This window comes from Blautia sp. BCRC 81119 (genome assembly GCF_003184505.1).
Taxonomy (GTDB): domain Bacteria; phylum Bacillota; class Clostridia; order Lachnospirales; family Lachnospiraceae; genus Blautia_A; species Blautia_A fusiformis.
On record NZ_QJHD01000013.1, the window covers coordinates 76,380 to 102,386 of the forward strand.

Consider the following 26,007-nt stretch of genomic DNA (forward strand, 5'->3'; position numbering starts at 1 on the left):
GGAGAGATCATAGAATGGGAAGCAGAAGAAAGCAGAAAACAGAAAAAAGCATGATCCAGAATCTGTACTGGAAACAGGTATTCCGGTCACCGAAAACAAAAATAGGATTGATGGTGGTCATAATTTTTGCATTGGCAGCTATTTTTGCACCTGTACTGGCGCCGCATGATCCACTGCTTGTGGATGTTTCGATAAAATTAAAGAATCCGTCGGCGGCATATCCTTTAGGTACTGATCAGCTGGGACGATGTATTTTATCAAGACTTCTCTGGGGCAGCCGGTATTCACTGAGCTATAGCTTTACGGTGCTTCTGATCACCGTATGTGTCGGGGTGCCGATCGGACTGTTTGCCGGATATGTAGGTGGAAAAATCGATTCCATAATTATGAGGATCATTGATGTATTTATGGCTATGCCGGTCTTTATTGTGGCACTTGCCATTGCAGGAACCGTAGGAGCCAGCGGCGCTCATCTGATCCTGTCCTTATCGGTCGTATCCTGGGCAGAATATGCAAGGCTTGCCCGAGCATTGACACTTCAGGAAAAAAATAAAAATTATATGACCGCACTAAAAGCCGGCGGCTGCGGCCACGCAAGGATCATATTTAGGCATGTATTGAGAAATATCCTGCCATCTGTAATCGCACTGGCAACAATGGAAATCGGTTCGATCATTCTGTCAATTGCCGGTTTTTCCTTTATCGGCCTTGGTGTGCAGGCACCGACACCGGAATGGGGGATCATGCTCAGTGACAGTAGAAGTTATATTCAGACTTATCCAAGACTGATGTTTTATCCGGGCATACTGATCATGATCATTGTTCTGGCATTTAATTATCTGGGGGAGGGAATACAGAATGGAACAGCCCAAAAATGATGTTCTAAAGGTAAAAAGACTACATGTGGAGTTTCAGACTTCTCACGGAATGGTTCATGCAGTAAAAGATGTCAGCCTGGAAGTAAAACGCGGAAGGATCCATGCTCTGGTGGGAGAAAGCGGAAGCGGCAAGTCAGTTACCTCTCTGACGATCATGAATCTGCTTGCAGGAAATGGAAAGGTGATATCCGGAGATGTGACACTGAACGAAAAGAGTCTTCTGAAGTTATCAGGAAAAGAAAAACGACAGTTATACGGAGACAGGATCGGAATGATCTTTCAGGATCCGACCGCTGCTCTCGATCCGCTCTTTACAGTTGAACAACTGCTTCTGGAAGGACTGAGAAAACATCGCAGAATGAGCAAAAAACAGGCAAGGGAAGCAGCGTTGGAAAGTCTGCGGATGATGAATCTGCGTGATCCGGAAGAACTGATGAAGAAAAAACCTTACGAATTGTCTGGTGGTATGTGCCAACGTGTTATGATCGCCATTGCCATGTCCATGAAACCGGATTATCTGATCGCAGATGAGCCGACGACAGCCTTGGATGTAACCGTACAGAAGCAGATCCTGGAAGAAATCTATCAGCTATCCAGGAAAGAAAATCTGGGCGTGTTATTTATTACGCATGATCTGGGTGTGGTGGCAGAGATCGCAGATGATGTTTCGATCATGAAAGACGGCGAAATAGTGGAAAACGGAACGGTTGAAGAGATCTTTTATCATCCGCAGCATTCATATACAAAAAAACTGTTGGATGCAGTTTTATAGGGGAAAAGTATGAGTACGTTACTAAAGACAGAACATTTAAAAAAATATTATGGCAAGAAAAAAATTGTGAAGGCAGTGGATGATGTAAGTCTGGAAATCCATGCAGGATCATCCATGGCCCTGATCGGTGAAAGTGGAAGTGGTAAAACTACATTCGGAAAGCTGATCGCCGGCCTGGAGAAACCTACAGATGGAAAATTCTGGTTTCAGGGACAGGAAATGCAGGATTTGTCTGAAAAGCAGTTTCGTCCATATCGCAAGAATCTTCAGATGGTCTTTCAAAGCAGCAGCGGGGTATTTGATCCCGGTTATACCATTGGAGAAAATATTCTGGAAATTTTGAAATTACATGAAAAACTGCAAGAGGGTGAGTATGAAGAGCGAGTAAAGGAGGCTTTGATCCAGACGGGGCTTGATCCGGATATCCGAAACCGTTATGTTGGACAGATTTCAGGAGGTCAGTGTCAGAGAGCTAATATTGCGAGAGCATTGGTATTAAGACCGGAACTTGTGATCTGTGATGAACCGGTATCCAGTCTGGATTATTCCATACGAAAGCAGATCCTGCATCTGTTAAATGAGCTGCAGGAAAAATATGAGATGACCTATTTACTGATCACTCACGATCTGTCCAACGTTCCATATCTCTGCAAAGAGGTGGCTATTATGTATCAGGGACGCGTGGTCGAGTTTATTGATCATACGGACAGCTTAAAGGAGACTGCCGTACATCCTTATACAAAAGATCTGTTTGATTCTATTCCGGTAAAAGAACCGAAAATGCGAAGAATCGGATCGCAGGAAAAGAAAATATTTTCAGATACCATTCCGGAACAGGGCTGCCCATATCAGAACCGGTGCAGAAGATGTACAAATATATGCAGAGAGCATATACCGGAATTGACAGAAATTGAAACAGGACATTTTGCGGCATGTCATATGCTGTAAAATATAAAACAAACAAAGGAGAGGAAGAAATGAAGAAAAGACGTGTAGCAAAATTGATAGTATTGAGCATGGTGGCGGCAACTTTACTGACAGGTGTCAATGTACAGGCAAAAGAGGAAAAAGTAGTTACGGCAATGACATCCATTGATCTGACTCCTGAACTTTGTGACCCTATAAAAAGTGGTCCGGACTTTCGTCTTTATGAAATGATCTATGATCCACTGGTGCGTTATGGTGAAAATGGAGAAATTAAACCGGCATTGGCAGAATCTTGGGATATCAGTAAAGATGGCACAACCTATACGTTTCATTTAAGAAAAGATGTGAAATTCTCAGACGGTACAGTGTTTAATGCAGACAATGTGATGTGGAATTATAACAGATGGGTGGAACAGGATGTGACCGGTAACTTTTCAGCCAAACTGGAAAATGTTACAAAGGTAGATGATTATACTGTAGAATTTAAGTTCGCAGAACCATGCTATACACTGCTGATCGAATTCAGCTATCCAAGACCATTCCGTTTCACCTGTGAAAGTGCACTGGATGAAGACGGAGAATTTTGTCAGGAAGTGGGTACCGGAATGTGGATGATCGACAGTTATGAAAGCGGTCAGGAGGTTGTCCTGGTACCAAATCCTAATTATTACGGTGAGAAACCAAATATTGATAAAGTAGTTCTGAAACAGGTGGTAGACGGTGATGCCAGAGTGATGGCGCTTCAGAGTGGAGAGGCAGATCTGAATCTTCAGGATATTCCATCCGAAAGCTTCAGTATTATCCAGGCAGATAAAAATTTATCGACAGAACAGCAGGTTTCCACACTTTCTTACTATCTGATTGAAAATTATGATACACCGGCGCTTCAGGATATAAACGTACGTCAGGCACTGAATTATGCAACAAATAAAGAAAGCATTGTAAATGATCTGCTGGATGGTTACGGCAATCCGGCAACCGGACTTATGTCTCCGACAGTTCCTTATGTAACAGAAGAAAACAGCAAGGGCTATCCATATGATCCGGATAAAGCAAAGGAACTGTTAAAGGAAGCAGGATATGAGGATACAGATGGAGATGGTATTGTAGAAAAAGACGGAGAACCACTGAGCCTCAGACTGGTATTCCAGACTGAAGAATATGCTTCATGGAAATCTCTTTGTGAATTCCTGAAATCTGAATATGAGAAGGTCGGTGTAGGTATTGAACTGGTAGAAAAAGAATCCGCAGCTTACTATGATGAGATCTGGAACACCAGAGATTACGATCTGTGCATTTACCGCAGCTATGAAGATTCCTGGATGCCTCATGGATTCCTAAAATCAATGTTCTATGCGGAAGATGGAGCAAAGGCAGTAAACTGGTACGATGAGGAGCTGAACAAAGATCTCGGAGAAGTATTAAAGACACAGGATGAAGAAAAGCGTACGGAATTATACGATAAGATCCTCACACGTATCAATGATCAGGCAGTAACAGTGCCGCTGTATTATCCGAACCGTGATTATATCTATAACAATACCAGACTGACCAATGTAGAGCTTGCACCGACTGCCTATGAAGGCATTAACTGGGCAACACTGGATGTAGTGGAGTAAAAAATGTTTGAAAAGATCGAGAATAAATGGACAGAAGATTCCGGTGATTATGATGATATGATCCAAAAACAATTGAGTAACAAAAGAACGGTATCTTACTGGACAAAAGAATTGAAAAGACTTCTTGGACCTGAGCCCCTTCGTATTTTAGAAGTGGGCTGCGGCCCGGGTTTTATGAGCATCATAGCAGCGCGTCTGGGACATGATGTAAAAGCGATCGATGGTTCATCAGGAATGGTAGAAAAAGCCAGAAGGAATATGCGGCAGTATCATCAGCAGGTGGAAATCTGTGAGGAAGATGGTGTAACTTTGCCATTGGAACAGGAACAAAGCTATGATGTGATACTTTCCAGAGATGCGGTGTGGACATTATATGATCCGGAAAAAGCTTTCAGACGCTGGAAGGCTGTATTAAAACCAGGTGGAAGGATCATTTATTTTGATGGGGACTATCGGACCGTCGAACCCACATTAAAAAATAAGATCCATATGAAAATTGCTGATTTTCTTATTTATGTTACAGAAAGAAAAACATATGGATCTGACGTGAAGGAAAACAGCGGAATTTATGAAAAGCTGCCATTTACATCGCAGAAGCGTCCGGAAGCGGACTTTCAGATATTAAAAAAGGTACGCTTTGCCAGGATCCAGATCAGAGAGAACCGCTGGCTAAACAGACCATGGACGATGGATTTCTGGAAATACGGATATCAGGGAAAAAAATTTATTGTAGTAGCCACAAAGAAGGAGAAGTGACATGCAAAACGATAAGATCAAAGAGTACTGGGAAGGAGAAGCTGGCATTTACAGCGAAGGGATCAAGGCAGAATTGAAAAGTGAAACAGCAGAAAACTGGAAGAATCTGATTCTGGAGTATGCGCCGGAAAAAGAACATCTGGAAGTACTGGACGTAGGCTGCGGGCCGGGATTTTTTGAAATTATGCTGGGAAAAGAAGGACATCATGTGACCGGGATCGATATTACTGAAAATATGATCCATGAAGCAAAGGAAAATGTAAAGGCAGCAGGTTTATCCGCAGATTTGATGACTATGGACTGCCACAATCTGAATTTCCCGGATGAGACATTTGATATGGTTATCTGCAGAAATATCACATGGACGCTGGACGATCCACAGAAGGCTTACAAGGAGTGGCTGCGTGTACTGAAAAAAGGCGGACGTCTTTTGGTATCGGACGCCTGCTGGTATCTGCATCTTTATGATGAAGAAAAGAAAAAGATTTACGAGGCACATGATGCTGCTATGTGGGAAAAATATGGAAGAGGTATCCATGCTCATGAAGATGCGGAAACAGGGAAAGAGCTCAGCAGTAAGCTGTTTATGAGTGATAAAAAGCGTCCGGTATGGGATCTGGATTACATGATGGAGATCGGCTTTTCCAAAGTGTTTGCCCTGAAGGACATCAGTGATATTTCCAGAACTTCCATGGAACGTGAGCTGAATAAGCTGACACCTCAGTTTTTAGTGGGTGGAGAAAAATAAGCGGACCGGCGTTAAATAAAACGCTGGACCCGCTCCATTGTGGTTTTTAGAATAAAGATATCCGTCAGTACATCACCGGTTTCCAGAGAATGGTTGGCGTTTTGGGTGAGAAAGAGAGGTACATCTTTCTGTGCTGCCAGTTCTCGGATGGAATTGGTTTCGGCCCAGGGATCTGCGGTGCCGTGGAAGGCGATGCTTCCGGCAAGAGGGAAGGAAAAGGTCTCTGCAAGAGGCGTGAACAGGATGCTTTTTACAGTCAGATCGTGTCGGGAAGCATAGGCAGAGGAGATGACTGTACCAATGCTTTTGGAAATAAACAGAATGTTGCCATAGGAATTCCAGTCGATGCTGCCTAAGGAGCGTTCTGTTTGTTCCAGGGCAAGGTCAAAGGCCTGTTTCATTTTTTCAGGATCTCCTTTGACATTTTCCGGGAGGTTGTCATAGGATACCGTGCGGATCTGGTAGCCTTGTTTGCTGGCAAGGCGGCTGGTATAGTACAGAAGCGGCTTGTCGGCAGTGTATCCGATGCCCGGAAAAACAACTGCTAATTTCGGGGCATTTTTATCTGCTCCGGCTGTATGAGCGGAAACTTTTGCATAGAGCATCTGCAGCTGAAGCTTTTCCTGAAGTTCCTTTAAGGTAATGGAGATCGTACAGGAATCGGATGGAAGATAATCATAATCGGTAACAATGTCGTCCTCTTCCATGGAATAAACAATGTGTGAGGAACCCATGAGTTCCATGTCTTCTTCAATATCTGAAAGTAATTCTTCGTATGATTTCATTTTAGTTCAAACCTTCTTATTCAAAAAATCTTTTATTTTTACAGATGCTTCTATTATACTGGATTCATTGAATGACAGCAAGAGCCGGCAGAGAGAAGTTAAACCTTGCTTTTATCCTGCCTGCACGATATACTAATATAATACATATCTGACTAATGGAGGGTTTTACAAATGAAAATTGCAGCAACATACGATAATGGAAACATTTTTCAGCACTTTGGAAAAACGGAGTTTTTCAAGGTATATGAGGTGGAAGATAACAAGGTTGTTTCCAGTGAAGTGATCAGCTCCAATGGCACCGGACATGGTGCACTTGCAGGACTTCTTGCAGAGCAGGGAATCAGCGTTCTGATCTGTGGAGGAATCGGCGGCGGAGCACAGAGTGCACTTGCTGAGGCTGGCATTGAGTTATGTTCCGGAGCACAGGGAGATGCAGACACAGCTGTGGATGCTTATCTGAAGGGCGAGCTGGTATCCACAGGTGTGAATTGTGATCATCACCATCATGAGGATGGACATTCCTGCGGAAGCCATGAGAATGGACACTCCTGCGGCGGTCATGAAGACGGACATTCCTGCGGAGGCTGTGGCGGAGGATGTGGTTCCCAGCCATCTATCACAGGCCCTAATGTCGGAAAAACCTGCCGTACACATTACAGAGGAACCTTTAATGACGGAACACAGTTCGATTCTTCCTATGACCGTGGCGAGCCACTGGAATTCATCTGCGGAGCAGGACAGATGATCAAAGGCTTTGATGCGGCAGTTGCAAACATGGAGGTTGGCCAGGTGGTAGATGTTCATCTGATGCCTGAGGAAGCTTACGGTATGCCGAATCCGGATGCGATTTTTACACTTGAGATCGAACAGCTTCCGGGTGCTGAGGATCTTACTGTAGGACAGCAGGTATACCTCTCCAATCAGTATGGTCAGCCGTTCCCGGTTAAAGTTAACGCAAAAGATGAAAAAACCATTACTTTCGATGCTAATCATGAGATGGCAGGTAAAGAGCTGAATTTCAGAATTGAATTAGTAGAAGTGAAATAAGAAGGAACAGTGGGAGGTGCTGTATGGGAGCATATGGCATCTCCTTTTTTGCCTGAAGGGAGGAAGCTTTCCTGATGAGGATCTCTATGATACCATTTGGATTACTGTCCGGTTTTATGGATAGCAAAGAAATCCGGATCACAGAGCTGGGTGAAGATGGATTTCGATTTCGGCTGGCAGAGGAATGCCCGGAACCGGAGCAGTTTCTGATCTGTTTTTATGATATGAAAAAAGCCGGGTACAGGAGAGTGGAGATCCGGAGGTTTGGGATGAGTGCAGCAGAGGAGCAATGCCTGCAGGATCAACAGCCAGTTGAAAAGAAAACCGGAAAATATTTTTACAGGGAATATTCTGTGAGAGTGGAACAGAAGGATTATGTACAGGAGGTTCGGCGTCTGGCCGGAGAGTACAACAGATATATCCGTCTGAAGCTGGATGGAGACGATGGAGAGCTGGCGAAATCACTGACCGGTTATCCTGCGGAGCTGGATGAGATGCATTGCAGGAGTCTGGAGGAACAGAAGAAGCGGTGGTTTTTTAGAGAAAATGAAAAGGCTTCCGGAAATCCACAGGATACAATGGGTGCAGAAGAATTAAGGCTTTTGGATAATGCAGAGTTTGCCCTGGAATTAAACTGCACTTCCCTGTATGAAGAATATCTGTGCCAGCCGCTGCAGGCTTTTCTGGCGTCTTACTGGCAGAAGAATTATCTCACTCACAGTTATTTTGCAGGCCGGATACCGGACAGATTTTATATTGGAAATCAGTTCTGCCATAATTTGTTTCCGATAGAAGAGCAGCTTTTTTCTATCATGGATAAAGTGTATTCGGAGGGATCGGAGATCACACTGGTATTTTCTTATATCCGGGAATTTATGCTTTTGTCTGTGGGAAAGCTTCTGGAAAAGGTGGATAACTGGTGCTGTATTCATGGGGTGAATGTGGAAATCGTAGTCAATGACTGGGCCATGGTGGAAATGCTCTGTGGAAAAACATCCCGCCTGCATCCTGTTCTGGGCACATTGCTTAATAAACGAAAAAAGGATCCGCGAATGAAATATAAATCCGGTGATACCTTATTATTTCAGCAAAACAGCCTGAATGCGGGGTTTTATCGGGATTTTCTGGCTGAAGAATTTCATATCCACAGATACGAGTGGGAGTCCTGTGGATATCCACAGGAGCTTCCCCCGGGAAAAAACAGTCTGCATCTGCCTTTTTATCAGACAAACACTTCGCAGTATTGTCCATTGTATGCTTTGTGCACCACTGGGGATCGTGGTACACAGCAGCTTGCGGAGCACTGTCCGAAATTTTGTGAAAAATACACACTTCTTTATCCGGAACATTTACACATGGCAGGGAGGTATAATTCCCTGTTCGGTGTGGATAAAACATTTCCGGAGATACCTGAAATGTGGAAAAATATAAAAGGCACAAAGCCGGATCGCATTGTTGTTAATATATGACAGGTGATGAGCAGGCTGTGAAGGTGGAGCACGAATATCTGTTTGACAAGAATACATTGCAGAAAAAGGAACAGGACATGGATAACAGTATGAAAATAACAGCCGGGTTAGGCTCCATAGATGAATATGAACGTTTTGTGCAGGCAGGAGCAGATGAATTTTTCTGTGGCTATGTACCATTTTCCTGGGCGGAAAAATATGGCACAGTAATGCCGTTAAATCGCAGGGAGGTTCTCTGTTGTAATGTTCAGCTTGGAGCATACAGTGAGCTGGAAATTCTTTCCCGGATGGTAAAAAAATATAAAAAGCCGGTGCATCTCACCTTCAATTCCCTGTATTATCTTCCGGAACAGTATCCGGAGATCGGAGATATCATAGAAAAGTGCATGGGAATTGGATTTCGAAGCTATATCATTGCAGATCCGGCGCTTCTTGTTTATCTGAAAAACAGGGGGATTTCCTGTGAGATCCATCTCAGCGGAGAGACAGGGGAAGTGAACAGCGAAATGCTGAAGATGTTCCGGCGCTTTCCTCTGAAGAGATTGATCTTTCATCGGAAAAACACGTTCCGGGATATGCAGTCTGTTATTGCATCTCAGAGAGAAGTGGAAAAACAGGCCGGGATCCGACCGGAGGCGGGAATGGAGTTCGAGGCCTTTGTGCTGAATGAAATGTGCCAGTTTACGGGAGCATTCTGTAATTCTCTTCACTGTGATGAGATGGGATATCTTTGCAGGGTGTCCTATTGGCTTGGAACTGTACGGAATGGTGATGCTGTTCCGGAAAAAATAATGGCTCTTCAGGAGCAGGCGTGGGATCAGGAACCGGATCTGAAAGCATATGATGAATCCGGATATCTTTGTGGTGAGACAGGCTGTGGACTGTGTGCACTGTATCAGCTGAAGCAGGCAGGGATCACGCATCTGAAGCTGGTTGGCCGGGGAAACTATGTGGATCACATGGAAAAAGATATCCGGAATTTGCGAAAAGCGTTGGAAATCCTGGACGCTGCAGAAAATGAAACAGCGTTTCAATGTATGATAAAGAGAATATTGTTTCCACATGGGTGCAGTGAAAAGTGTTATTATTGATGGAAGAATATAAATATTCACAAAACCGGGATCTGGGCAGAATATACTTTCAGGAGAAATCCTGGAAATATCAAATTGCTAAGATAGTGTGAGGAGAAAGGATATAAAATGAATTTCGAGCGTGTAAAAAGAGAAGAAGCAGATACAGTTCTGAAGCTGTACCGTTCGCTGCTGGGGACGCCCTATTGTGTGTGGACAGAGGAGTATCCTTCAGAAAAAGAAGTGGAATTTGATCTTTCCAGAGATGCGCTGTTCTGTATGCGGGACGATACGGGAAATATCGCAGGTGTGATCTCCATTGATGATGATCCAAATGTGGAATGTCTCACATGCTGGTCAGAAACCATGGTGCCGTCAGCGGAGGTCTCCCGGGTGGGAGTATGTCAGGAATTTCAGAATCAGGGGATTGCCGGGAAACTTCTTAAGGGTGTGATGGAAGAACTGAAGAATCGGGGCTATAAAGCTGTACATCTTCTTGTTGCGAAGGACAATGTAAAAGCACTCCGTTCTTATGATAAGCTGAATTTTGAGAACGTGGGAGAGTGTGAACTCTGGGGACATATGTACTGGTGTTATGAGAAAGCATTATAAAAAATGAAAAACAGGTATCTTTTTGCCGGGCGGTAGATCGACCACCAATGTCAGATCGATAAGTGGTGGTCAATACACAGTCAGCAGAGAAGATACCTGTTTTTTGTTTGAAAGCAGATCAGATCCTCCGGCAGCTGTCCCTTTCGATCAGTTGGTGAGGTACAATGATCTTTGTGGCCGGAAGGCTCGGATTTTCGATATGACTGATCATCTGCGTGGCTGCTTCCATTCCAAGCTGCCCGGAGTTAATATCAATGGAGGTCAGCTGAGGCGAAGTCAGTCTGGCAAAAAGTGAGTTGTTAAAGGAAAGAATGGACAGATCCTCCGGTATGGAGATATCTGCTTCTATACAGATCCGCTCCAGGGAAAGCGCCAGAATATCATCACTGACAAGCACAGCTGTAGGGCGCTCCTCACTTAAAAGCAGCTTTCGAAGCTCCTGAAACTCATTCTGGGAAGCGGCAGGAACCTCTATACAGTATTCGGGCTGTACGGTTAATCCGTGGCTGATCAGCGCAGTCATGTAGCCGGTTTTGCGGTCTGCGGAAAAGACCAGGGAATTATCTACACCCAGATAAGCGATCTTCCGGTGTCCCAGAGCATAAAGATACTCCGTTGCCTCCTGTCCGGCCAGAAGGTTGTCATTATCGATATAGATCGTATGATTGGTGTATTGTGCCGGTTTTCCGATCAGGATATAGAGAAGTCCTTCACTGAAAAGAAAATCAATAACAGGATCATTCACACGGGAATAAAGAACAATAAATCCGTCAACCTTACCGCTTCTGGACATGGAACGTACTGCGTTAAGGATCTCTTCTTCATTCTGACCGGTAACAATGGTGCTGATATACTGATGTGCGTTACAGTAGTGGCTGATCCCCCGGATCGTCTCAAGGTAAAAGGAATTCTCGTATGTCTCCTTTGGGGACGGAGGCAGGATGATACCGATGGAGCGGGAAATCTGTGCTGCCAGGTTACTGGCCTGAAAATTCGGCTCATAGCCAAGCTCCGCCATGGCTCTGCGTACACGTTCCTTGGTTTCTTCACTGATAGATGGATTATTTTTGCAGGTTCTGGAAACGGTGGACGGGGACACCCCGGCCAGAGCTGCCACATCTTTGATGGTTACTGCCATAAATTTGCCTCCTCACGGATATGCCGGATCAAAGCGGAAGTATGCCTCTGATCCGGCTTTTTTATCTCAGTCTGATAGAGATATTGTAGTTCATAACAAGGATACTGTCAAACATATTGCACGGAAAATTGCATGAAATTGCGTAAAAACAGATGCACAGAAAATCAGGTAGTGAGATGCAGACAGATTCTGTTTGACATAATGAAAAACTGCACAAAATCAGGATGTAAAAATTGTAAGAAAGGTAGAAAAGACAAAAACGCATTGCACTTCATGCAAAATGGACGTATAATTTACGCAAACGGTTGCGTAGATTATATGAATATGCATCCGTGAGAGGATAATAGATAAGATGCTCTGAGATGCAGGGCTCAACATAAGGAGAGAAAAGATATGGATAAAAGAGCAGCCGGCATTCTGATGCCGATCACAAGCCTGCCGTCAGAGTACGGCATCGGATGTTTTTCAAAGAGTGCCTATGATTTTGTGGACTGGCTGAAGGAAGCGGGACAGAGCTACTGGCAGATCCTCCCGCTGGGACCTACCAGTTACGGAGATTCTCCGTACCAGTCCTTCTCCACTTTTGCGGGAAATCCGTATTTTATCAGCCTGAAGGCACTGGTGGAGGAAGGCGTCCTTACAAAGGAGGACTGTGATAAGGTCAGCTGGGGAAGAAGAGCAGACAGCGTAGACTATGAAAAAATCTACAAAGGCCGTTATAAGCTTCTCCGCAAAGCTTACGAAAACAGCAACATCAGCGAGAATCCGGATTATCAGAAATTTGTTGCAGAAAACAGCTGGTGGCTTTCCGACTATGCACTTTTTATGGCAGTAAAGGATCAGTTCGGCGGTGTTGAGTGGACAAAATGGGCAGAGGATATCCGCCTTCGCTGGGCAAATGCCATGGATTACTATCGCAGAGAATTATATTTTGATATTGAATTCCAGCAGTATATGCAGTTCAAATTCTATGAACAGTGGATGAAACTGAAAAAATATGCCAACGAAAAAGGTATCCAGATCATCGGAGATATCCCGATCTATGTAGCTATGGACAGTGCAGATACCTGGGCTCATCCGGAGCTTTTCCAGCTGGATGAGGAGAATGTGCCGGTGGCTGTAGCCGGATGTCCGCCGGACGGATTTTCCGCAACAGGACAGCTCTGGGGAAATCCATTGTACCGCTGGGATTACCACAGAAATACAGGATATCAGTGGTGGATCTCCAGACTGAGCTATGTATTCCGCCTTTATGACGTGGTAAGGATCGATCATTTCCGTGGCTTTGACGAGTATTTTTCCATTCCGTACGGTGCAGAAAATGCCATTGGCGGTCACTGGGAAAAAGGTCCCGGGATCGATCTGTTCCGTAAAGTGGAGCAGGCCCTTGGCTGGAAGCAGGTCATTGCGGAGGATCTTGGCTATGTGACAGATTCTGTGCGTCAGCTTGTCCATGACAGTGGATTCCCGGGAATGAAGGTCCTGGAGTTTGCGTTTGATTCCAGAGATTCCGGCTGTGCCAATGATTATCTTCCACACAACTATCCGGAGAACAGTGTGGCATACACAGGAACCCATGATAATGAGACCATCGCCGGATGGTGGAAGAGCATTATGGCAAAAGAGCGTAAGCTTGCCAGGGATTATCTCTGTGATAACTATACACCGGATAAAGAGCTGCATAAATGCTTTATCAGCCTGGTTATGAGAAGCAGTGCAAAGCTCTGTGTGATCCCTATGCAGGATTATATGGGCCTGGATAACAGCTGCAGAATGAACCAGCCTTCCACAGTAGGAAAGAACTGGAAGTGGAGGATCCGCAAAAGGGAGCTGACTGTGAAGCTTCAGAAAGAGATCCAAGGTATTGCACTTCGCTACGGACGTATGAACTGGTCTGATTAAAAGAGAGATCCAAGAGACATATTCCATTTAAACGGGACGTGAAAGAAAGTAGAAAGATTTTAGATAGAATCGTAATTTTTTATGTGATATAATGCTGTTTCGTGGAGGCAGCTGTCAGTAAAAGGTAAGGCTGACAGCTGCCTTATTGTATTTTTAGATCTGCGGTAAATGATAAAGTGATACATTTATATATGCAGAAGATCAGAAGAGAGTGTCTGATCTGTAGCAGTGGATAATCCTGAATAACGGAAGATTTTTTACAATAAGGGGAGAATTATGACAGGAAAAACACACGCGGCAGTCGGACTCGGAACAGTGCTGGCAGTTACACAGCCCTCTACGGTTTCCGGTCTGGTACTTGCGGCAGGAACAGGAATGCTTGGAGCATTGATCAGCGACATTGATGTAGGAACCTCCAAATCCCATAAGGATGCGGACCGGATCACACTGATCGCGGTACTGCTTGTGGCAGCAGAGATCGCATTGAATTATTTTTATGATTTTTCTATCTGGGAAAAGATCCGCAATAACCAGTCTATGGCGCCGGTTGCCATGGGAGTTATTATTTTTATTGCAGTCTGCGCCTTTGGAAAAAATCAGCCGCACCGGTCATTTATGCATTCGATCATGGCTATGGCCATTTTAAGTGCAGCCATATCCATGGTGTCCGTGAAGCTGGTCCTTTATTTTGTGGTTGGATTCGCATCACATCTGGTGCTGGACTGCTTTAACCGGAAACGGGTACGGATCCTGTATCCGCTGCCGGGCGGCATTGCGCTGGATTTCTGTAAGGCAGGAGGCTTTGTGGATTCCCTGCTTTTTAAGCTTGGATCTGTAGCTGTGATCTTTGAGATCGTATATCTGGCTGTGCAGATGGGAGAGAACTGGAAGCTTTTTCGAATGTAGAGGATGTTTTATTTACCGATTACGGATAATTTTATATGGGGCAGATATTGTTAAGCCAAAAAAGGAGCAGATTTTCCAAATACGGAAGATCTGCTCTTTTTAACCGAATCAAGGGAGTTCCCTGTTTCAATTACGAATATCCGCCTGACGGTTTATAAGTGTGATCATTTATTCTTTCTGATCCTGCAGGCGCATGCTGTGTAAAGTACGTCTGTGGAAGAGTTCAGTGCTGTCTCACAGGAATCCTGGATCACGCCTACGATGAAACCGACACCAACTACCTGCATGGCAACATCATTGGGGATTCCGAAAAGGCTGCAGGCCATCGGGATCAGAAGAAGAGAACCGCCGGCAACTCCGGAAGCACCAGCCGCGCTTGCAGCAGCCAGGATGCAGAGGATCAGAGCGGTCGGGAAGTCTACGCTGATACCGAGTGTATGTGCAGCTGCCAGAGCCATGATGGAAATGGTGATCGCTGCACCACCCATGTTGATGGTCGCACCAAGAGGGATGGAGATGGAGTAGGTATCCTCATCAAGTCCGAGATCCTTGCACAGCTCCATGTTTACCGGAATGTTGGCGGCAGAGCTTCTTGTAAAGAAGGCTGTGATACCACTGTCCTTCAGGCAGCGCAGAACCAGCGGATACGGATTCTGGCGTGTGCAGATGAAAGTAATGATCGGGTTGATCACCAGTGCAACAAAGAGCATGGTTCCCACCAGTATACAGATCAGACGGCCATAGCTTAACAGTACGCCAAGCCCCTGCTCGGAGATGGTTGTGAAGATCAGGCCCATGATACCAAATGGAGCAAGGCTGATGATCCATCTTACGGCTGTGGAGGTTGCATCGGAAATGTTTTCGATGACAGTCTTGGTAGTTTCACTTGCGGCCTTCAGTGCGATACCGAAGATGATGGCCCATGCAAGGATACCGATATAGTTGGCGTTGACAAGTGCGTCAACCGGGTTGGAAACAATGTTCATCAGAAGGTTTTTGAGGACCTCTGCAACACCGCTTGGCGGAGTGACGTCGGAAGTATTTGTACTTTCGGAAAAAGTCAGCATGATCGGGAACAGGCGGCTGGAGATCACAGCTGCCAGTGCTGAGAGTATATTTCCCAGAAGATAAAGTACAACAACGAATTTCATGTTTGTTTTCTGGCCTTTTCCCATGTGGCACAGAGAGCTCATTACCAGGAAGAACACCAGAAGCGGAGCAATTCCACGAAGAGCACCGACGAACAGATCACCGAGAATGGAGATCACAGATGCCTGAGGGATCGCAAGTCCGAGAATGATACCAACGATCAGACCACAGATGATACGCTTGATCAGGTTGATGCTGTTCCATTTTTGAATCAGTTTTTTCATAACTAGTTTCCTCTTTCCTATTGTGTGAGTGTGCTAAAAAATGCTGAGCCGCAAAGCAACGATCCAGTGTAAAGGGCGGATCGTTCTAAGTGGTATTACTGCATCGCGTAAAAGCACAACAGGATAATTATATACAATTATGTCCGCCTTGTAAAGACAAATGTACATAAAACGCGAGAAAGATATAAAAAGCGCCAGATCAATGCTTCGTCTGGCGCTATATATTTGAAGTATCAGGTCCGAATTTTCCGGAAGCTTACAGCAAAGAACAGAACCTCCGCAAAGCCTGTAATTCCCCATGAGAAAATATACAGGAGATAAAGTGAGGAAATGGTCTGGAAGTGTGCAAACACCGTATAGAACCAGATGACACGGAATACACAGGATCCCAGAATGATGATGATGGTCGGTGGGATACTTTTTCCGATGCCACGGGAAGCGGCGATACTGCAATCCATAAAACAGCTGAAGGCATAGCTGAAGCCCATGATCCGGATCCTCTCCATGCCGGCATCGATGACTGCCGGTTCTGTGGCAAACAGTGACAGAAACTGCGGACCGAAAACAAGAAGCAGTCCACCAAGGATCGCACCTGCGATGAAGGCATAGGTAAGGCTGATCCCATAAGTCTTCAGCATACGTTTTTTATTTCCGGCACCCCAGTTCTGACCGATGAAGCTCGCGCATGCAGTATAGAAAGCAAACATGACGTTGTAGATCAGAGAGTCTGCATTTGCGGCAGCGGCATTTCCGGAAACCGTGACTGCATCGAAGGAGTTGACACCGGTCTGTACGAACAGATTTGCGATGGCAAAAATCCCGTTCTGCAGACCTGTGGGAATACCAAGAAGCAGTACTGCTTTACAGGCCTTCGGGTGAAGACGGAGCTTACGCAGGGATACCCTGCATTCGTCTTTTCTCCGAAGGAGGTGGATCATTACCAGCGCTGCGGAGATATACAGTGCGATCGCGCTGGCAGTTGCCACACCTGCGGCGGCCATATGACAGACGATAACGAAAAACAGATTCAGAAGAACGTTGATCACTCCGGCAATGGAAAGATAGATCAGCGGTCGCTTCGTATCGCCGCGGGCACTTAATACGCCATTACCGAAATTGTATACAGCCATGGCCGGCATACCCAGAGCATAAATCTTCATATATAAAACAGCCTGGTCCATCAGCTCCGGTTTCGTATTCATCATGGACAGCATCTGTCCGGAAAACAGAAGACAGACGACACAGACCAGAAGTCCTGCGATGGCACAGAGAAGAAGAGATGTATGGATCGTTTCTTCGGTACCTTTTCTGTTTTCGGCACCAAGTTCGTGTGCTACACGAACATTGACTCCGGCGCCCATGCCGATCAGGATTCCGGTAAATAAAGTGACCAGCAGAGTTGTGGAACCCACAGCTCCAAGTGCCATGTAATCTGCAAATCGCCCCACAACCGCAACATCACTTAAATTAAAAAGAACCTCCAACACCTGGGACCCCATCAGGGGAAGGCTAAAGAGGAGGATATTTTTCCAGAGAGAGCCGGAGGTCATCTCAATGGAAGACGTTTTCTTTTTTTCATTTTCACACATAGTTTACCTCATAAAAATTATAAAAAATTCCTTCATCCAAGGTATACAATACTATGTTGGAATAGGTTTGTAAAGAGGGGAAAATAGCTCTTTTACCAGGCGCAGAGGTTTGTTTTTATTTATAGATTCTACATTGATTTCAGTACGAACAATGATATAATAAATGAGAGCAATAAGAAAGTATTTTCAGAAATATTGGAAATATAAAATACAGCAGACTAAGGAGGAACTCAATACAATGAAAATCGGAAATGATATTTATTATGTAGGAGTAAACGATCATCAGGTAGACCTGTTTGAGGGACAGTATGTAGTGCCAAACGGAATGTCCTACAACTCCTATGTGATCAAAGATGAGAAGATCGCAGTTATGGACACTGTAGATGCCGGCTTCACAGAAGAGTGGCTGGGAAAAGTTGCAGAGGTTCTGGATGGTGCGAAACCGGATTATCTTGTAGTCCAGCATATGGAGCCGGACCATGCAGCAAATATTGAGAATTTCATGAAAGCATACCCGGATACAACTGTTGTTGCCAACACAAAGACCTTTACCATGATGGAGAATTTCTTCCGTGGAATGGATCTGGAAGGAAAGAAACATATTGTAGCCAACGGTGACACCCTGACACTTGGAAAACACGTCCTTACCTTCGTATTTGCACCGATGGTTCACTGGCCGGAGGTTATGGTTACATATGACAGCACAGACAAAGTTCTGTTTTCCGCAGACGGCTTTGGCAAATTCGGAGCTCTTGATGTAGAAGAGGACTGGGACTGCGAAGCACGTCGCTACTATATCGGAATCGTCGGAAAATACGGTCCGCAGGTACAGAAGCTTCTCAAGGTAGCAGCAACTCTTGATATCCAGACCATCTGCCCGCTCCACGGACCGGTCCTTACCGAGAATCTTGGACATTATCTGGAGAAATATGATATCTGGTCTTCTTATAAAGTAGAGAGTGAAGGAGTAATGATCGCCTACACATCTGTATACGGACATACAAAGAAAGCAGCAGAGCTTCTTGCACAGAAGCTGGAGGAAAAGGGCTGCCCGAAGGTTGTTGTCTGCGATCTTGCAAGAGAAGACATGGCAGAGGCAGTGGAGGACGCTTTCCGCTACGGCAAGCTGGTACTGGCCAGCATTACATACAACGGAGAAGCATTCCCGTTTATGCGTACATTCATCGAGAACCTGACAGAGCGTAATTACCAGAACCGCACCATCGGCCTCATTGAGAACGGAAGCTGGGCACCGACTGCAGCTAAAGTCATGAAAGGAATGTTCGAGAAGAGTAAAAATATCACATGGCTTGAGAACAATGTAAAGATCATGTCTTCCCTCAGTGATGAGAATGCGGCAGAGATCGATGCAATGGCAGAGGAGCTCTGCAAGTAATTTCTGAATACCAGAACAGCTTATAAAAAATAAAGATATAACATAATAAAAAGACGTGGATCCGTAAGGCCACGTCTTTTTTATTTACCAAGTAACAGTTACATCCTCTTACACCACATAAATCCATAAGCCGGAAGCTCCACGTCCTTAAGCTCCAGTGTCTGGTCAGTGATCAGATCGCGGAAGGTTCCTTCCTCCTGCATCCAGGCAGTTTTTTCACTGTCACTGAAATTGAAGATTCCGATGAAACGTTCGTTTCCTTTCTGGCGAAGGATGCAGAGAATGCTGTCATCATGAACATCGTATGTATATACATCACAGTCCTTATCAAAAACAGATTCCTGGCTGCGGATCTGCTCCATGCGGCTAAGAGTCTGGAAGATCTGTCCCTCAACGGAGGATTTGGAGTTTCTTTTTTCGGCAAGCTCCCACTGGAAAGCACCACGGTGGATATAGCGGGAATCTGCAGCCTTATCCGGATCCTCTTTATAGGAATAATCATTGAGACGTCCGATTTCATCGGAGCTGTAAAGCATCGGGATTCCGGACTGGGTAAGCATATATGCGTGAAGCATCAGATCCTCGCGGATACCTCTTTTCAGCTTCTCGTCATCTTTTTCAAAAAGAGCAGCCTCGATCCCGCACATGGAAGCAGTAGTTCCACAGAAACGAGCATCCTGAGTTACCGGGTCATCATTATAGAGCTCTCCGCGGCTGTCGCTTCCCGGATGCTTTCCTGTAAAGAAATTATTCAGGTAACGCTTATGGGATGGCTCATCCATGCCCCATTCTTTCAGGGTGGCGAAATCAAGTCCCCAGCCGATATCGTCATGGCAGCGGAGATAATTCAGGAAGGTGTACTGCTTCGGAAGGCTGTTTACAATATCCATCTGTTTTTTCAGAAGGCGGATATCACGAGTGGCAATGCTGTTCCAGGTTGTAGCCATGGTTGTTACATTGTAAAGCATATGGCATTCCGGTTTCTCTACGGTTCCGAAATAGGGAACAACCTTCTCCGGCTCCATAACGACCTCACCCAGAAGTACGACACTTGGGCAGACGATCTCGGCGATCATACGCATCATACGAACGATCGTATGCACCTGCTTCAGGTTACGGCAAGGAGTTCCCAGTTCCTTCCAGATATACGGAACCGCATCGATACGGATCACGTCCATTCCCTGGTTTGCAAGGAAGAGGAAGTTGTACATCATCTCATTGAAAACACGGGGATTGCCGTAGTTCAGATCCCACTGGTACGGATAAAAGGTAGTCATGACATAGTGACCGATATCCGGAAGCCAGGTAAAGTTCCCCGGAGCAGTGGTCGGGAATACCTGAGGTACGGTCTTTTCGTACTCGTCCGGGATCTCACGGTTGTTGTAGAAGAAGTAACGGCTCATATATTCGCCGTCACCCTGGCGTGCTTTTTTTGCCCACTCATGATCCTCGGAAGTGTGGTTCATAACAAAATCCATACACAGGTTCATTCCGTTTTTGTGGCATTTATCTGCAAGGGCAGCCAGGTCCTTCATGGAACCAAGGTCCGGGCGGACTTTGCGGAAGTCGGCTACTGCGTAACCACCGTCGGAACGGCCCTTCGGAGTGTCCAGAAACGGCATCAGATGCAGGCAGTTCACGTTGCATTCCTTAAGATATGGAAGCTTGGCAGAAACTCCCTTGATGTTGCCGGCAAAATTGTCAATATAGAGCATCATGCCAAGCATATCCTTCTGGCGGAACCAGTCCGGATTTTTTTCTCTTTCCAGGTCACGGTTTTTGAGCGCGCGGCGGCGTGCTGTAAAATACTGGTACATCTGGTCGCAGAGCTCTGCAAACATATCGTCATTGTGATAAAGCTCTGTGTACAGCCAGCGAAGCTCGTCGTGATGATGGTTTAAACGTTCCTGAAAAATTTCCTGATCTTTTTTCATGATTTCCTCCCTGAATAGATATTTATAGATGTCGGGAAACCTGTCAAATATTTCCCGGCGGTAATGGTTATCTGACATTTTTCCACAGAATTATAGCATGAAGTTTCCGGTACATGAATATACGGGTTGTTATGGAATATGGAAAAATGTTGTAAGTATTTTCAGTCTCCGGTTGTCTGTCGTCGTATCAGAACCGGAGTGATCTTTTTGTGGATCGGTTTTTGAAGCGGTGCCGGTTTTCTTTTCTTCATTTCGTTCATCTGTTCCACAAGCAGTTCCATGGTAGTCTGTGCGATCACATCAATCTGCTGTCCAATAGTAGTGATCGGAATGATGGACTCCGCAGCAATGGGTGAATTATCGAATCCGATGATCTGATATTCATCCGGCAGACAGTTGTATTTCTGGAAGATCAGATTGAGAAATATATTTGCGTAAGTATCATTGGATAAAAATATGCCTTTTTTCTGACCGGAATATTTACTGTCAATATCCTGAAAGATCACACGCATCTGTTCAAAAAGCTCCTGATAGGAATCACCGGAAACATTAAGGTTCAGTTCATAAGGAACATGATATTCCCGGCATGTTTCCTCAAAGGCACGGATACGGTCATAAGCCGGAATATTCTCAGGTACATGGACATTGATGTGGATCAGTACATCACACTGATTACGTATCAGCAGAGAAGTAGCCTGCATGCCGCCCATGTAATTGTCTGTTGTAACGCTGCATATATGTTCTGCTTCACGTTCAATGGCGATCACAGGAATATTATAGGAAGCCAGTTTTTCAGAGGAAAGAGTATGGCTGAGAACAATAAGTCCTTCAATCTTATAAGCCATCAGCTCGTCCAGATACTGCATTTCTTTCTCCGGGCCGCCATCACTGACAAAAACCAGAAATTTGTAATGATAATCGGAGTAACTTCGAAGAAGCTGTGTCAGCATTTCGGAATAATAATGAAGATAAAGGTTCGGGACAATGATCCCTACAAATTCGCTTTTTCCATTGGCAAGAACCCTGGCAAGCTTGTTTTTTCTGTAGCCGAGCTCATCAAGGGCTTTTGCGATCTTTTCCTGATTTTCCAGGGTCAGAGAATCCGGATGATTGAAATATCTGGAGATCGTAGTCTTGGAAAAACCAGTGTATTCTGCAATATCGGCAAATGTTACCTGTTTTTTAGCCATAAAAAAATAGTCTCCTTTTAACAGCAGAAAGTTATGGTACGGAATGCAGATGTGATCATATAAGAGAAATCTGCAGACCGTACAAGATAATTGGATTGATGTAATTAAGTATAACAATACAGACGTTAAATAGCAATAAAAAAATAACCAGTTAAGTTACCGGTAACTTTTCTTGAATAAATTAACAAAAAAGGTTGACAGAAGCTATGTCATATAGTAGTATCAAATTATAAAGTAACCGGTTACTTTACCGGTTACTAAACAAGAACGAAAGAACAAAAAAGGGAGGAAAAGAGAATGAAAAAAGGTTCTGCGAAAGCTGTTCCGGCAGGAAAAAGAACTGCTGCAGAAAAGCTTCAGTATGTGAAAAAGAACTGGCAGCTGTATGTGTTTTTTCTGCTGCCTGCACTTCTTCTGACGATCATCTTCAAATACGTGCCCATGGGTGGCGTACTGATCGCTTTTGAGGACTACAATGTCATTGATGGTGTATTTGGAAGCAAATGGGTAGGACTGGAATACTTCCGGAGATTTCTGGCATCACCGGATTTTATGAATTATCTTGTGAACACTCTGAAACTGAGTATTTACGGACTACTGTGGGGATTTCCGATTCCGATCATCCTGGCACTTCTTCTGAATCAGATCCGGAGAGCTGGGATCAGGAAAAAAATTCAGCTTCTGATCTATGCGCCGAATTTTATTTCCGTTATCGTACTCTGCGGTATGGTTCGTATGTTTCTTTCACCGGTAGGTCCGCTGAATAAACTGATCGGTTCCGATGCCAACTGGATGACTATGCCGGCAGCATTTCGTACCATTTACATAGCCAGCGGAATCTGGCAGACAGCCGGATGGGCATCCATTATGTATACTGCAGCACTTGCCAATGCAAGTAAGGATCTGGAAGAGGCAGCAGTGGTGGATGGTGCAAATATCCTGCAGCAGATCTGGTATGTACAGCTTCCGGCTATTAAAAACATCATTGTGATCCAGTTTATCCTTCAGGCCGGAAATATTATGAGCATTGGTTTTGAAAAAGCATATGCACTGCAGACAGATATGAACCTTCCTGCATCTGAGATTCTTTCTACTTATGTATACAGAATCGGTCTTCTGAATGGAGACTATGGATATTCTACAGCAGTGGGGCTGTTTAATTCAGTGATCAATGTAATTCTTTTGATCTTTGTAAACTGGGTAGTCAAGAAACTGAATGACGGAGAGGGATTATAGGAGGTGCTGTTATGGCAAAAGCAAAGAAAAAGAAATATTCGGCATCTGACAAAGCCATTTTAGGAATCGGATACGTACTTCTGGGTGCATTTGTACTTTCCATTCTGGTTCCGCTTTTATATGTTGTGATCGCATCCTTTATGGATCCGAATGTGCTGAACAGCCAGGGGATCAGCTTTGATGTGCGGAAGTGGACGATCGATGCGTACCGCAGAGTTCTTGAAAATAATATGATCTGGAGAGGCTTTGCAAACTCATTTTTTTATTCCCTGGTGTTTACTATTATTTCAGTTCTGGTAACTCTGCTGGCAGCATATCCAATGTCCAAGAAAGAATTTGTGGGAAGAAATTTCTTCAATGTTATTTTTCTCATTACCATGTTTTTCGGTGGAGGAATGATCCCGACTTTTATCCTGATCAATCAGCTGCATCTGGTAAATACAATCTGGGCAATCCTGCTTCCGGGCGCGTTTAATGTCTGGAACATGATCCTTGCCAGAACCTATTATCAGTCTATCCCCAAGGAACTCAGAGAGGCATCTGCCATTGACGGTGCCACGGAAATCGAGCATTTTTTCAAGATCATGATGCCGGTATGCAAACCGATCATCGCAGTGCTTGCACTGTGGTCCTTTGTAGGAATGTGGAACAGTTATTTTGACGCTATGATTTATTTGAATGATGCGAAACTGCAGCCATTGCAGCTGGTACTTCGTTCCATCCTTGTACAGAATACACCGCAGCCCGGAATGATCGCAGATATCCAGAGTACTGCACAGATGGCAAAGGTAGCGGAACTTCTGAAATATGCTACGATCATTGTATCAAGTTTACCGCTTCTGATCATGTATCCATTCTTCCAGAAATATTTTGACCAGGGCATTATGGTTGGTTCTGTAAAAGGCTGATGACAGGAGGTTGATAATGATGAAAAAAAGAATGAAGGCATTATTGGCAATCGGGCTTTCTGCAATTATAATGGTATGCAGTGCCGGATGTGGAAACGGAAAAGAACACATGAAAGCAGAAACAGATCCGGATATCCCGGTGGAAGATGTGTCCTTTCCTCTGAAAGAAAAAGCAGAGCTGTCTTTTATTACCAGTGCACCTGCAACATCTACACAGGAACCTAATGAAAGAACGATTTTTAAAAGACTGGAAAAGCAGACCAATGTCCACATTGACTGGACCTGTTTTGTATCGGATCAGTTTGATGACAAAAAAAATCTGGCGCTGGCACAGTTCGGAAATCTTCCGGATGGACTTTTTAACGCAGGGATGAGTGATTATGATCTTCTTCGTTATGCCAAACAGGGAATCATTATTCCGGTAGAAAATCTCATTGATAAATACATGCCGAATCTTAAGGCTGTATTTGAAAAATACCCGGAATACAGAACAATGTGTACAGCACCGGACGGACATATTTATTCTTTCCCATGGATCGAGCAGCTTGGTGCAGGGAAAGAAGCCATTCAGGCAATTGGAGATATTCCCTACATTAATAAAAAATGGCTGGATTATCTGAAGCTGGACGTTCCGACTACAACTGAGGAACTGGAACAGGTTCTGATCGCTTTCCGCGACAATGCAGATAAACTGGAAAAGAAATTCAACATTGAGGGTGGTGTGATCCCGATGTCCTTTATCATCAATAATGGTGATCAGGATCCTGCAATTCTCATCAACGGATTCGGAGAAGGATATGGTGACACCGGTGATCATTTTGCAGTGAAAGATGATGGAACCGTTATTTATACAACTGTACAGGAAGGCTATAAAGAAGGTATTCAGTGGCTCCATCAGCTGGTAGAAGAAAAGCTGGTGGATCCGGAGGCTTTTACCCAGGAATGGTCAACTTATGTTGCAAAAGGTAAGAACCACAGATATGGTCTGTGGTTCACCTGGGATATTGCAAATATTGATAACAATGAAGATTATGTAATGCTCCCGGCGCTGGCCGGTCCGGATGGTCTTGTAAATATCACAAGACAGAATAACAGTGAAACCAGTGGCTTTGACAGAGGACGCTGCGTTCTGACTACAAGCTGTCGAAATACGGCACTGGCAGCAGCATGGATCGATCAGATGTATGCACCGATCCAGTCTCCGCAGAATAACTGGGGTACTTACGGGGAAAAAGATTCATTTAATATCTTTGAGATGTCCGAGAATGCAGAAGGTGGTCAGATGCTGAAACATATGGATCTGGGAGATGCATCTCCGGTAGAGGTTCGTGAAGCACAGTCTGTAAACGGACCGTTGGCAATACTTAACGAGTATTACGATGTATATGTAACAGAGCCGGCAGATGCAAAATGGCGTCTCGACAATATGCACGAAACATATCTTAAGGATATGAACAGTAAATATGTGTATCCGAATGTATTTATGAGTATTGATGATACCAATAAGGTATCTCAGTACGACACGGATATCAAGAAGTATGCGGAACAGAAAAAAGCAGACTGGATCCTGAATGGCGGCATCGATAAAGAATGGGATTCCTATCTGAAAAAGATGGAGCAGTATGGACTGTCTGATTATCTGGCAATCAAACAGAAATATTTTGACCAGTATCAGAAGTCTCTTAGTGAGACAGAGAAATAAAAACAGAAAAAGATACCGGTCAGAAACATAAAAAAGAAAGAGAGAGCAGA

21 protein-coding genes and 1 pseudogene are annotated in these 26,007 nt (G+C 44.6%); 16 read left to right on the forward strand and 6 right to left on the reverse strand.

Annotated elements, in window-relative coordinates:
- The first annotated feature begins 14 nt into the window (after positions 1-14).
- Genes nikC through DMI82_RS09810 form a run of 6 tightly spaced genes read left to right on the forward strand, consistent with a single transcriptional unit; the run spans position 15 to position 5,700 of the window.
- Positions 15-878, forward strand: a complete 864-nt coding sequence (gene nikC, locus DMI82_RS09785) for a nickel transporter permease (RefSeq protein ID WP_021650926.1) — start codon at positions 15-17, stop codon at positions 876-878.
- On the forward strand, positions 859-1,650 hold the full coding sequence (locus DMI82_RS09790) for an ABC transporter ATP-binding protein (protein WP_021650927.1): 792 nt from the start codon (positions 859-861) through the stop codon (positions 1,648-1,650). The genes nikC and DMI82_RS09790 overlap by 20 nt, the downstream gene beginning before the upstream one ends.
- A 9-nt stretch (positions 1,651-1,659) precedes the next feature.
- On the forward strand, positions 1,660-2,598 hold the full coding sequence (locus DMI82_RS09795; protein WP_059086421.1) for an oligopeptide/dipeptide ABC transporter ATP-binding protein: 939 nt from the start codon (positions 1,660-1,662) through the stop codon (positions 2,596-2,598).
- A gap of 29 nt (positions 2,599-2,627) precedes the next feature.
- Complete coding sequence (locus DMI82_RS09800) at positions 2,628-4,196, forward strand: nickel ABC transporter substrate-binding protein (RefSeq protein ID WP_110103192.1); 1,569 nt, start codon at positions 2,628-2,630, stop codon at positions 4,194-4,196.
- 3 nt (positions 4,197-4,199) lie between these two features.
- The gene (locus DMI82_RS09805; protein ID WP_022426108.1) at positions 4,200-4,952 is read left to right on the forward strand and encodes a class I SAM-dependent methyltransferase; all 753 of its coding nucleotides are present in this window, start codon (positions 4,200-4,202) and stop codon (positions 4,950-4,952) included.
- Position 4,953: 1 nt separating this feature from the next.
- Complete coding sequence (locus DMI82_RS09810; RefSeq protein ID WP_015526666.1) at positions 4,954-5,700, forward strand: class I SAM-dependent methyltransferase; 747 nt, start codon at positions 4,954-4,956, stop codon at positions 5,698-5,700.
- Between the two features lie 11 nt (positions 5,701-5,711).
- Here DMI82_RS09810 and DMI82_RS09815 read toward each other — a convergent pair whose 3' ends face one another.
- Entirely contained in the window at positions 5,712-6,485 is a 774-nt protein-coding gene (locus DMI82_RS09815) for an alpha/beta hydrolase (RefSeq protein WP_015526665.1), read from the reverse strand.
- A gap of 171 nt (positions 6,486-6,656) precedes the next feature.
- Between DMI82_RS09815 and DMI82_RS09820 the strand changes: the two genes are divergently transcribed.
- The 4 genes from DMI82_RS09820 (at position 6,657) to DMI82_RS09835 (ending at position 10,683) form a co-directional block, all read left to right on the forward strand.
- The gene (locus DMI82_RS09820; RefSeq protein WP_015526664.1) at positions 6,657-7,532 is read left to right on the forward strand and encodes an FKBP-type peptidyl-prolyl cis-trans isomerase; all 876 of its coding nucleotides are present in this window, start codon (positions 6,657-6,659) and stop codon (positions 7,530-7,532) included.
- A gap of 74 nt (positions 7,533-7,606) precedes the next feature.
- Positions 7,607-9,001 carry a hypothetical protein gene (locus DMI82_RS09825; protein ID WP_015526663.1) on the forward strand — a complete coding sequence of 465 codons (1,395 nt, stop codon included), beginning with the start codon at positions 7,607-7,609 and terminating at the stop codon, positions 8,999-9,001.
- Between the two features lie 23 nt (positions 9,002-9,024).
- Positions 9,025-10,092, forward strand: a complete 1,068-nt coding sequence (locus DMI82_RS09830; RefSeq protein WP_330409236.1) for a U32 family peptidase — start codon at positions 9,025-9,027, stop codon at positions 10,090-10,092.
- Between the two features lie 108 nt (positions 10,093-10,200).
- Positions 10,201-10,683 carry a GNAT family N-acetyltransferase gene (locus DMI82_RS09835; protein ID WP_110103173.1) on the forward strand — a complete coding sequence of 161 codons (483 nt, stop codon included), beginning with the start codon at positions 10,201-10,203 and terminating at the stop codon, positions 10,681-10,683.
- Between the two features lie 118 nt (positions 10,684-10,801).
- On the opposite strand, the gene DMI82_RS09840 is transcribed toward DMI82_RS09835, so the two are convergent.
- Entirely contained in the window at positions 10,802-11,821 is a 1,020-nt protein-coding gene (locus tag DMI82_RS09840; protein ID WP_110103174.1) for a LacI family DNA-binding transcriptional regulator, read from the reverse strand.
- Positions 11,822-12,214: 393 nt separating this feature from the next.
- Between DMI82_RS09840 and malQ the strand changes: the two genes are divergently transcribed.
- Positions 12,215-13,723: a 4-alpha-glucanotransferase gene (malQ, locus tag DMI82_RS09850; protein ID WP_015526658.1), complete on the forward strand. Its 1,509-nt coding sequence runs from the start codon at positions 12,215-12,217 to the stop codon at positions 13,721-13,723.
- A 276-nt stretch (positions 13,724-13,999) separates the two neighbouring features.
- The gene (locus DMI82_RS09855; RefSeq protein WP_092071602.1) at positions 14,000-14,629 is read left to right on the forward strand and encodes a metal-dependent hydrolase; all 630 of its coding nucleotides are present in this window, start codon (positions 14,000-14,002) and stop codon (positions 14,627-14,629) included.
- A 164-nt stretch (positions 14,630-14,793) separates the two neighbouring features.
- Here DMI82_RS09855 and sstT read toward each other — a convergent pair whose 3' ends face one another.
- Positions 14,794-16,002 (reverse strand): serine/threonine transporter SstT, encoded by a 1,209-nt coding sequence (sstT, locus tag DMI82_RS09860; protein ID WP_110103176.1) that lies wholly within the window; start codon positions 16,000-16,002, stop codon positions 14,794-14,796.
- A gap of 233 nt (positions 16,003-16,235) precedes the next feature.
- Positions 16,236-17,591: an MATE family efflux transporter gene (locus tag DMI82_RS09865; protein ID WP_021652900.1), complete on the reverse strand. Its 1,356-nt coding sequence runs from the start codon at positions 17,589-17,591 to the stop codon at positions 16,236-16,238.
- Positions 17,592-17,829: 238 nt separating this feature from the next.
- On the opposite strand from DMI82_RS09865, the pseudogene DMI82_RS09870 reads away from it, so the two are divergent.
- Positions 17,830-18,984, forward strand: a pseudogene (locus DMI82_RS09870) (FprA family A-type flavoprotein); the annotation flags it as partial.
- A 101-nt stretch (positions 18,985-19,085) separates the two neighbouring features.
- Here DMI82_RS09870 and DMI82_RS09875 read toward each other — a convergent pair.
- A complete protein-coding gene (locus DMI82_RS09875; protein ID WP_193599933.1) occupies positions 19,086-20,921 on the reverse strand; it encodes an amylosucrase in 1,836 nt (611 codons plus the stop codon).
- 161 nt (positions 20,922-21,082) lie between these two features.
- Positions 21,083-22,111: a LacI family DNA-binding transcriptional regulator gene (locus DMI82_RS09880; RefSeq protein ID WP_059086410.1), complete on the reverse strand. Its 1,029-nt coding sequence runs from the start codon at positions 22,109-22,111 to the stop codon at positions 21,083-21,085.
- A 297-nt stretch (positions 22,112-22,408) separates the two neighbouring features.
- Here DMI82_RS09880 and DMI82_RS09885 point away from each other — a divergent pair, with 297 nt between their 5' ends.
- The 3 genes from DMI82_RS09885 (at position 22,409) to DMI82_RS09895 (ending at position 25,957) form a co-directional block, all read left to right on the forward strand.
- Positions 22,409-23,347 (forward strand): ABC transporter permease, encoded by a 939-nt coding sequence (locus tag DMI82_RS09885; RefSeq protein WP_015526649.1) that lies wholly within the window; start codon positions 22,409-22,411, stop codon positions 23,345-23,347.
- A gap of 11 nt (positions 23,348-23,358) precedes the next feature.
- Complete coding sequence (locus DMI82_RS09890) at positions 23,359-24,255, forward strand: carbohydrate ABC transporter permease (RefSeq protein ID WP_015526648.1); 897 nt, start codon at positions 23,359-23,361, stop codon at positions 24,253-24,255.
- Between the two features lie 70 nt (positions 24,256-24,325).
- On the forward strand, positions 24,326-25,957 hold the full coding sequence (locus DMI82_RS09895) for an ABC transporter substrate-binding protein (protein WP_442857649.1): 1,632 nt from the start codon (positions 24,326-24,328) through the stop codon (positions 25,955-25,957).
- Positions 25,958-26,007: the final 50 nt, after the last annotated feature.

Excerpts from the sequence above, each read along its gene's own strand:
- nikC (WP_021650926.1), top strand. The coding sequence starts at position 15 with ATGGGAAGCAGAAGAAAGCAGAAAACAGAAAAAAGCATGATCCAGAAT.
- DMI82_RS09790 (WP_021650927.1), top strand. The coding sequence starts at position 859 with ATGGAACAGCCCAAAAATGATGTTCTAAAGGTAAAAAGACTACATGTG.
- DMI82_RS09795 (WP_059086421.1), top strand. The coding sequence starts at position 1,660 with ATGAGTACGTTACTAAAGACAGAACATTTAAAAAAATATTATGGCAAG.
- DMI82_RS09800 (WP_110103192.1), top strand. The coding sequence starts at position 2,628 with ATGAAGAAAAGACGTGTAGCAAAATTGATAGTATTGAGCATGGTGGCG.
- DMI82_RS09805 (WP_022426108.1), top strand. The coding sequence starts at position 4,200 with ATGTTTGAAAAGATCGAGAATAAATGGACAGAAGATTCCGGTGATTAT.
- DMI82_RS09810 (WP_015526666.1), top strand. The coding sequence starts at position 4,954 with ATGCAAAACGATAAGATCAAAGAGTACTGGGAAGGAGAAGCTGGCATT.
- DMI82_RS09815 (WP_015526665.1), bottom strand. The coding sequence starts at position 6,485 with ATGAAATCATACGAAGAATTACTTTCAGATATTGAAGAAGACATGGAA.
- DMI82_RS09820 (WP_015526664.1), top strand. The coding sequence starts at position 6,657 with ATGAAAATTGCAGCAACATACGATAATGGAAACATTTTTCAGCACTTT.
- DMI82_RS09825 (WP_015526663.1), top strand. The coding sequence starts at position 7,607 with ATGAGGATCTCTATGATACCATTTGGATTACTGTCCGGTTTTATGGAT.
- DMI82_RS09835 (WP_110103173.1), top strand. The coding sequence starts at position 10,201 with ATGAATTTCGAGCGTGTAAAAAGAGAAGAAGCAGATACAGTTCTGAAG.
- DMI82_RS09840 (WP_110103174.1), bottom strand. The coding sequence starts at position 11,821 with ATGGCAGTAACCATCAAAGATGTGGCAGCTCTGGCCGGGGTGTCCCCG.
- malQ (WP_015526658.1), top strand. The coding sequence starts at position 12,215 with ATGGATAAAAGAGCAGCCGGCATTCTGATGCCGATCACAAGCCTGCCG.
- DMI82_RS09855 (WP_092071602.1), top strand. The coding sequence starts at position 14,000 with ATGACAGGAAAAACACACGCGGCAGTCGGACTCGGAACAGTGCTGGCA.
- sstT (WP_110103176.1), bottom strand. The coding sequence starts at position 16,002 with ATGAAAAAACTGATTCAAAAATGGAACAGCATCAACCTGATCAAGCGT.
- DMI82_RS09865 (WP_021652900.1), bottom strand. The coding sequence starts at position 17,591 with ATGTGTGAAAATGAAAAAAAGAAAACGTCTTCCATTGAGATGACCTCC.
- DMI82_RS09875 (WP_193599933.1), bottom strand. The coding sequence starts at position 20,921 with ATGAAAAAAGATCAGGAAATTTTTCAGGAACGTTTAAACCATCATCAC.
- DMI82_RS09880 (WP_059086410.1), bottom strand. The coding sequence starts at position 22,111 with ATGGCTAAAAAACAGGTAACATTTGCCGATATTGCAGAATACACTGGT.
- DMI82_RS09885 (WP_015526649.1), top strand. The coding sequence starts at position 22,409 with ATGAAAAAAGGTTCTGCGAAAGCTGTTCCGGCAGGAAAAAGAACTGCT.
- DMI82_RS09890 (WP_015526648.1), top strand. The coding sequence starts at position 23,359 with ATGGCAAAAGCAAAGAAAAAGAAATATTCGGCATCTGACAAAGCCATT.
- DMI82_RS09895 (WP_442857649.1), top strand. The coding sequence starts at position 24,326 with ATGGTATGCAGTGCCGGATGTGGAAACGGAAAAGAACACATGAAAGCA.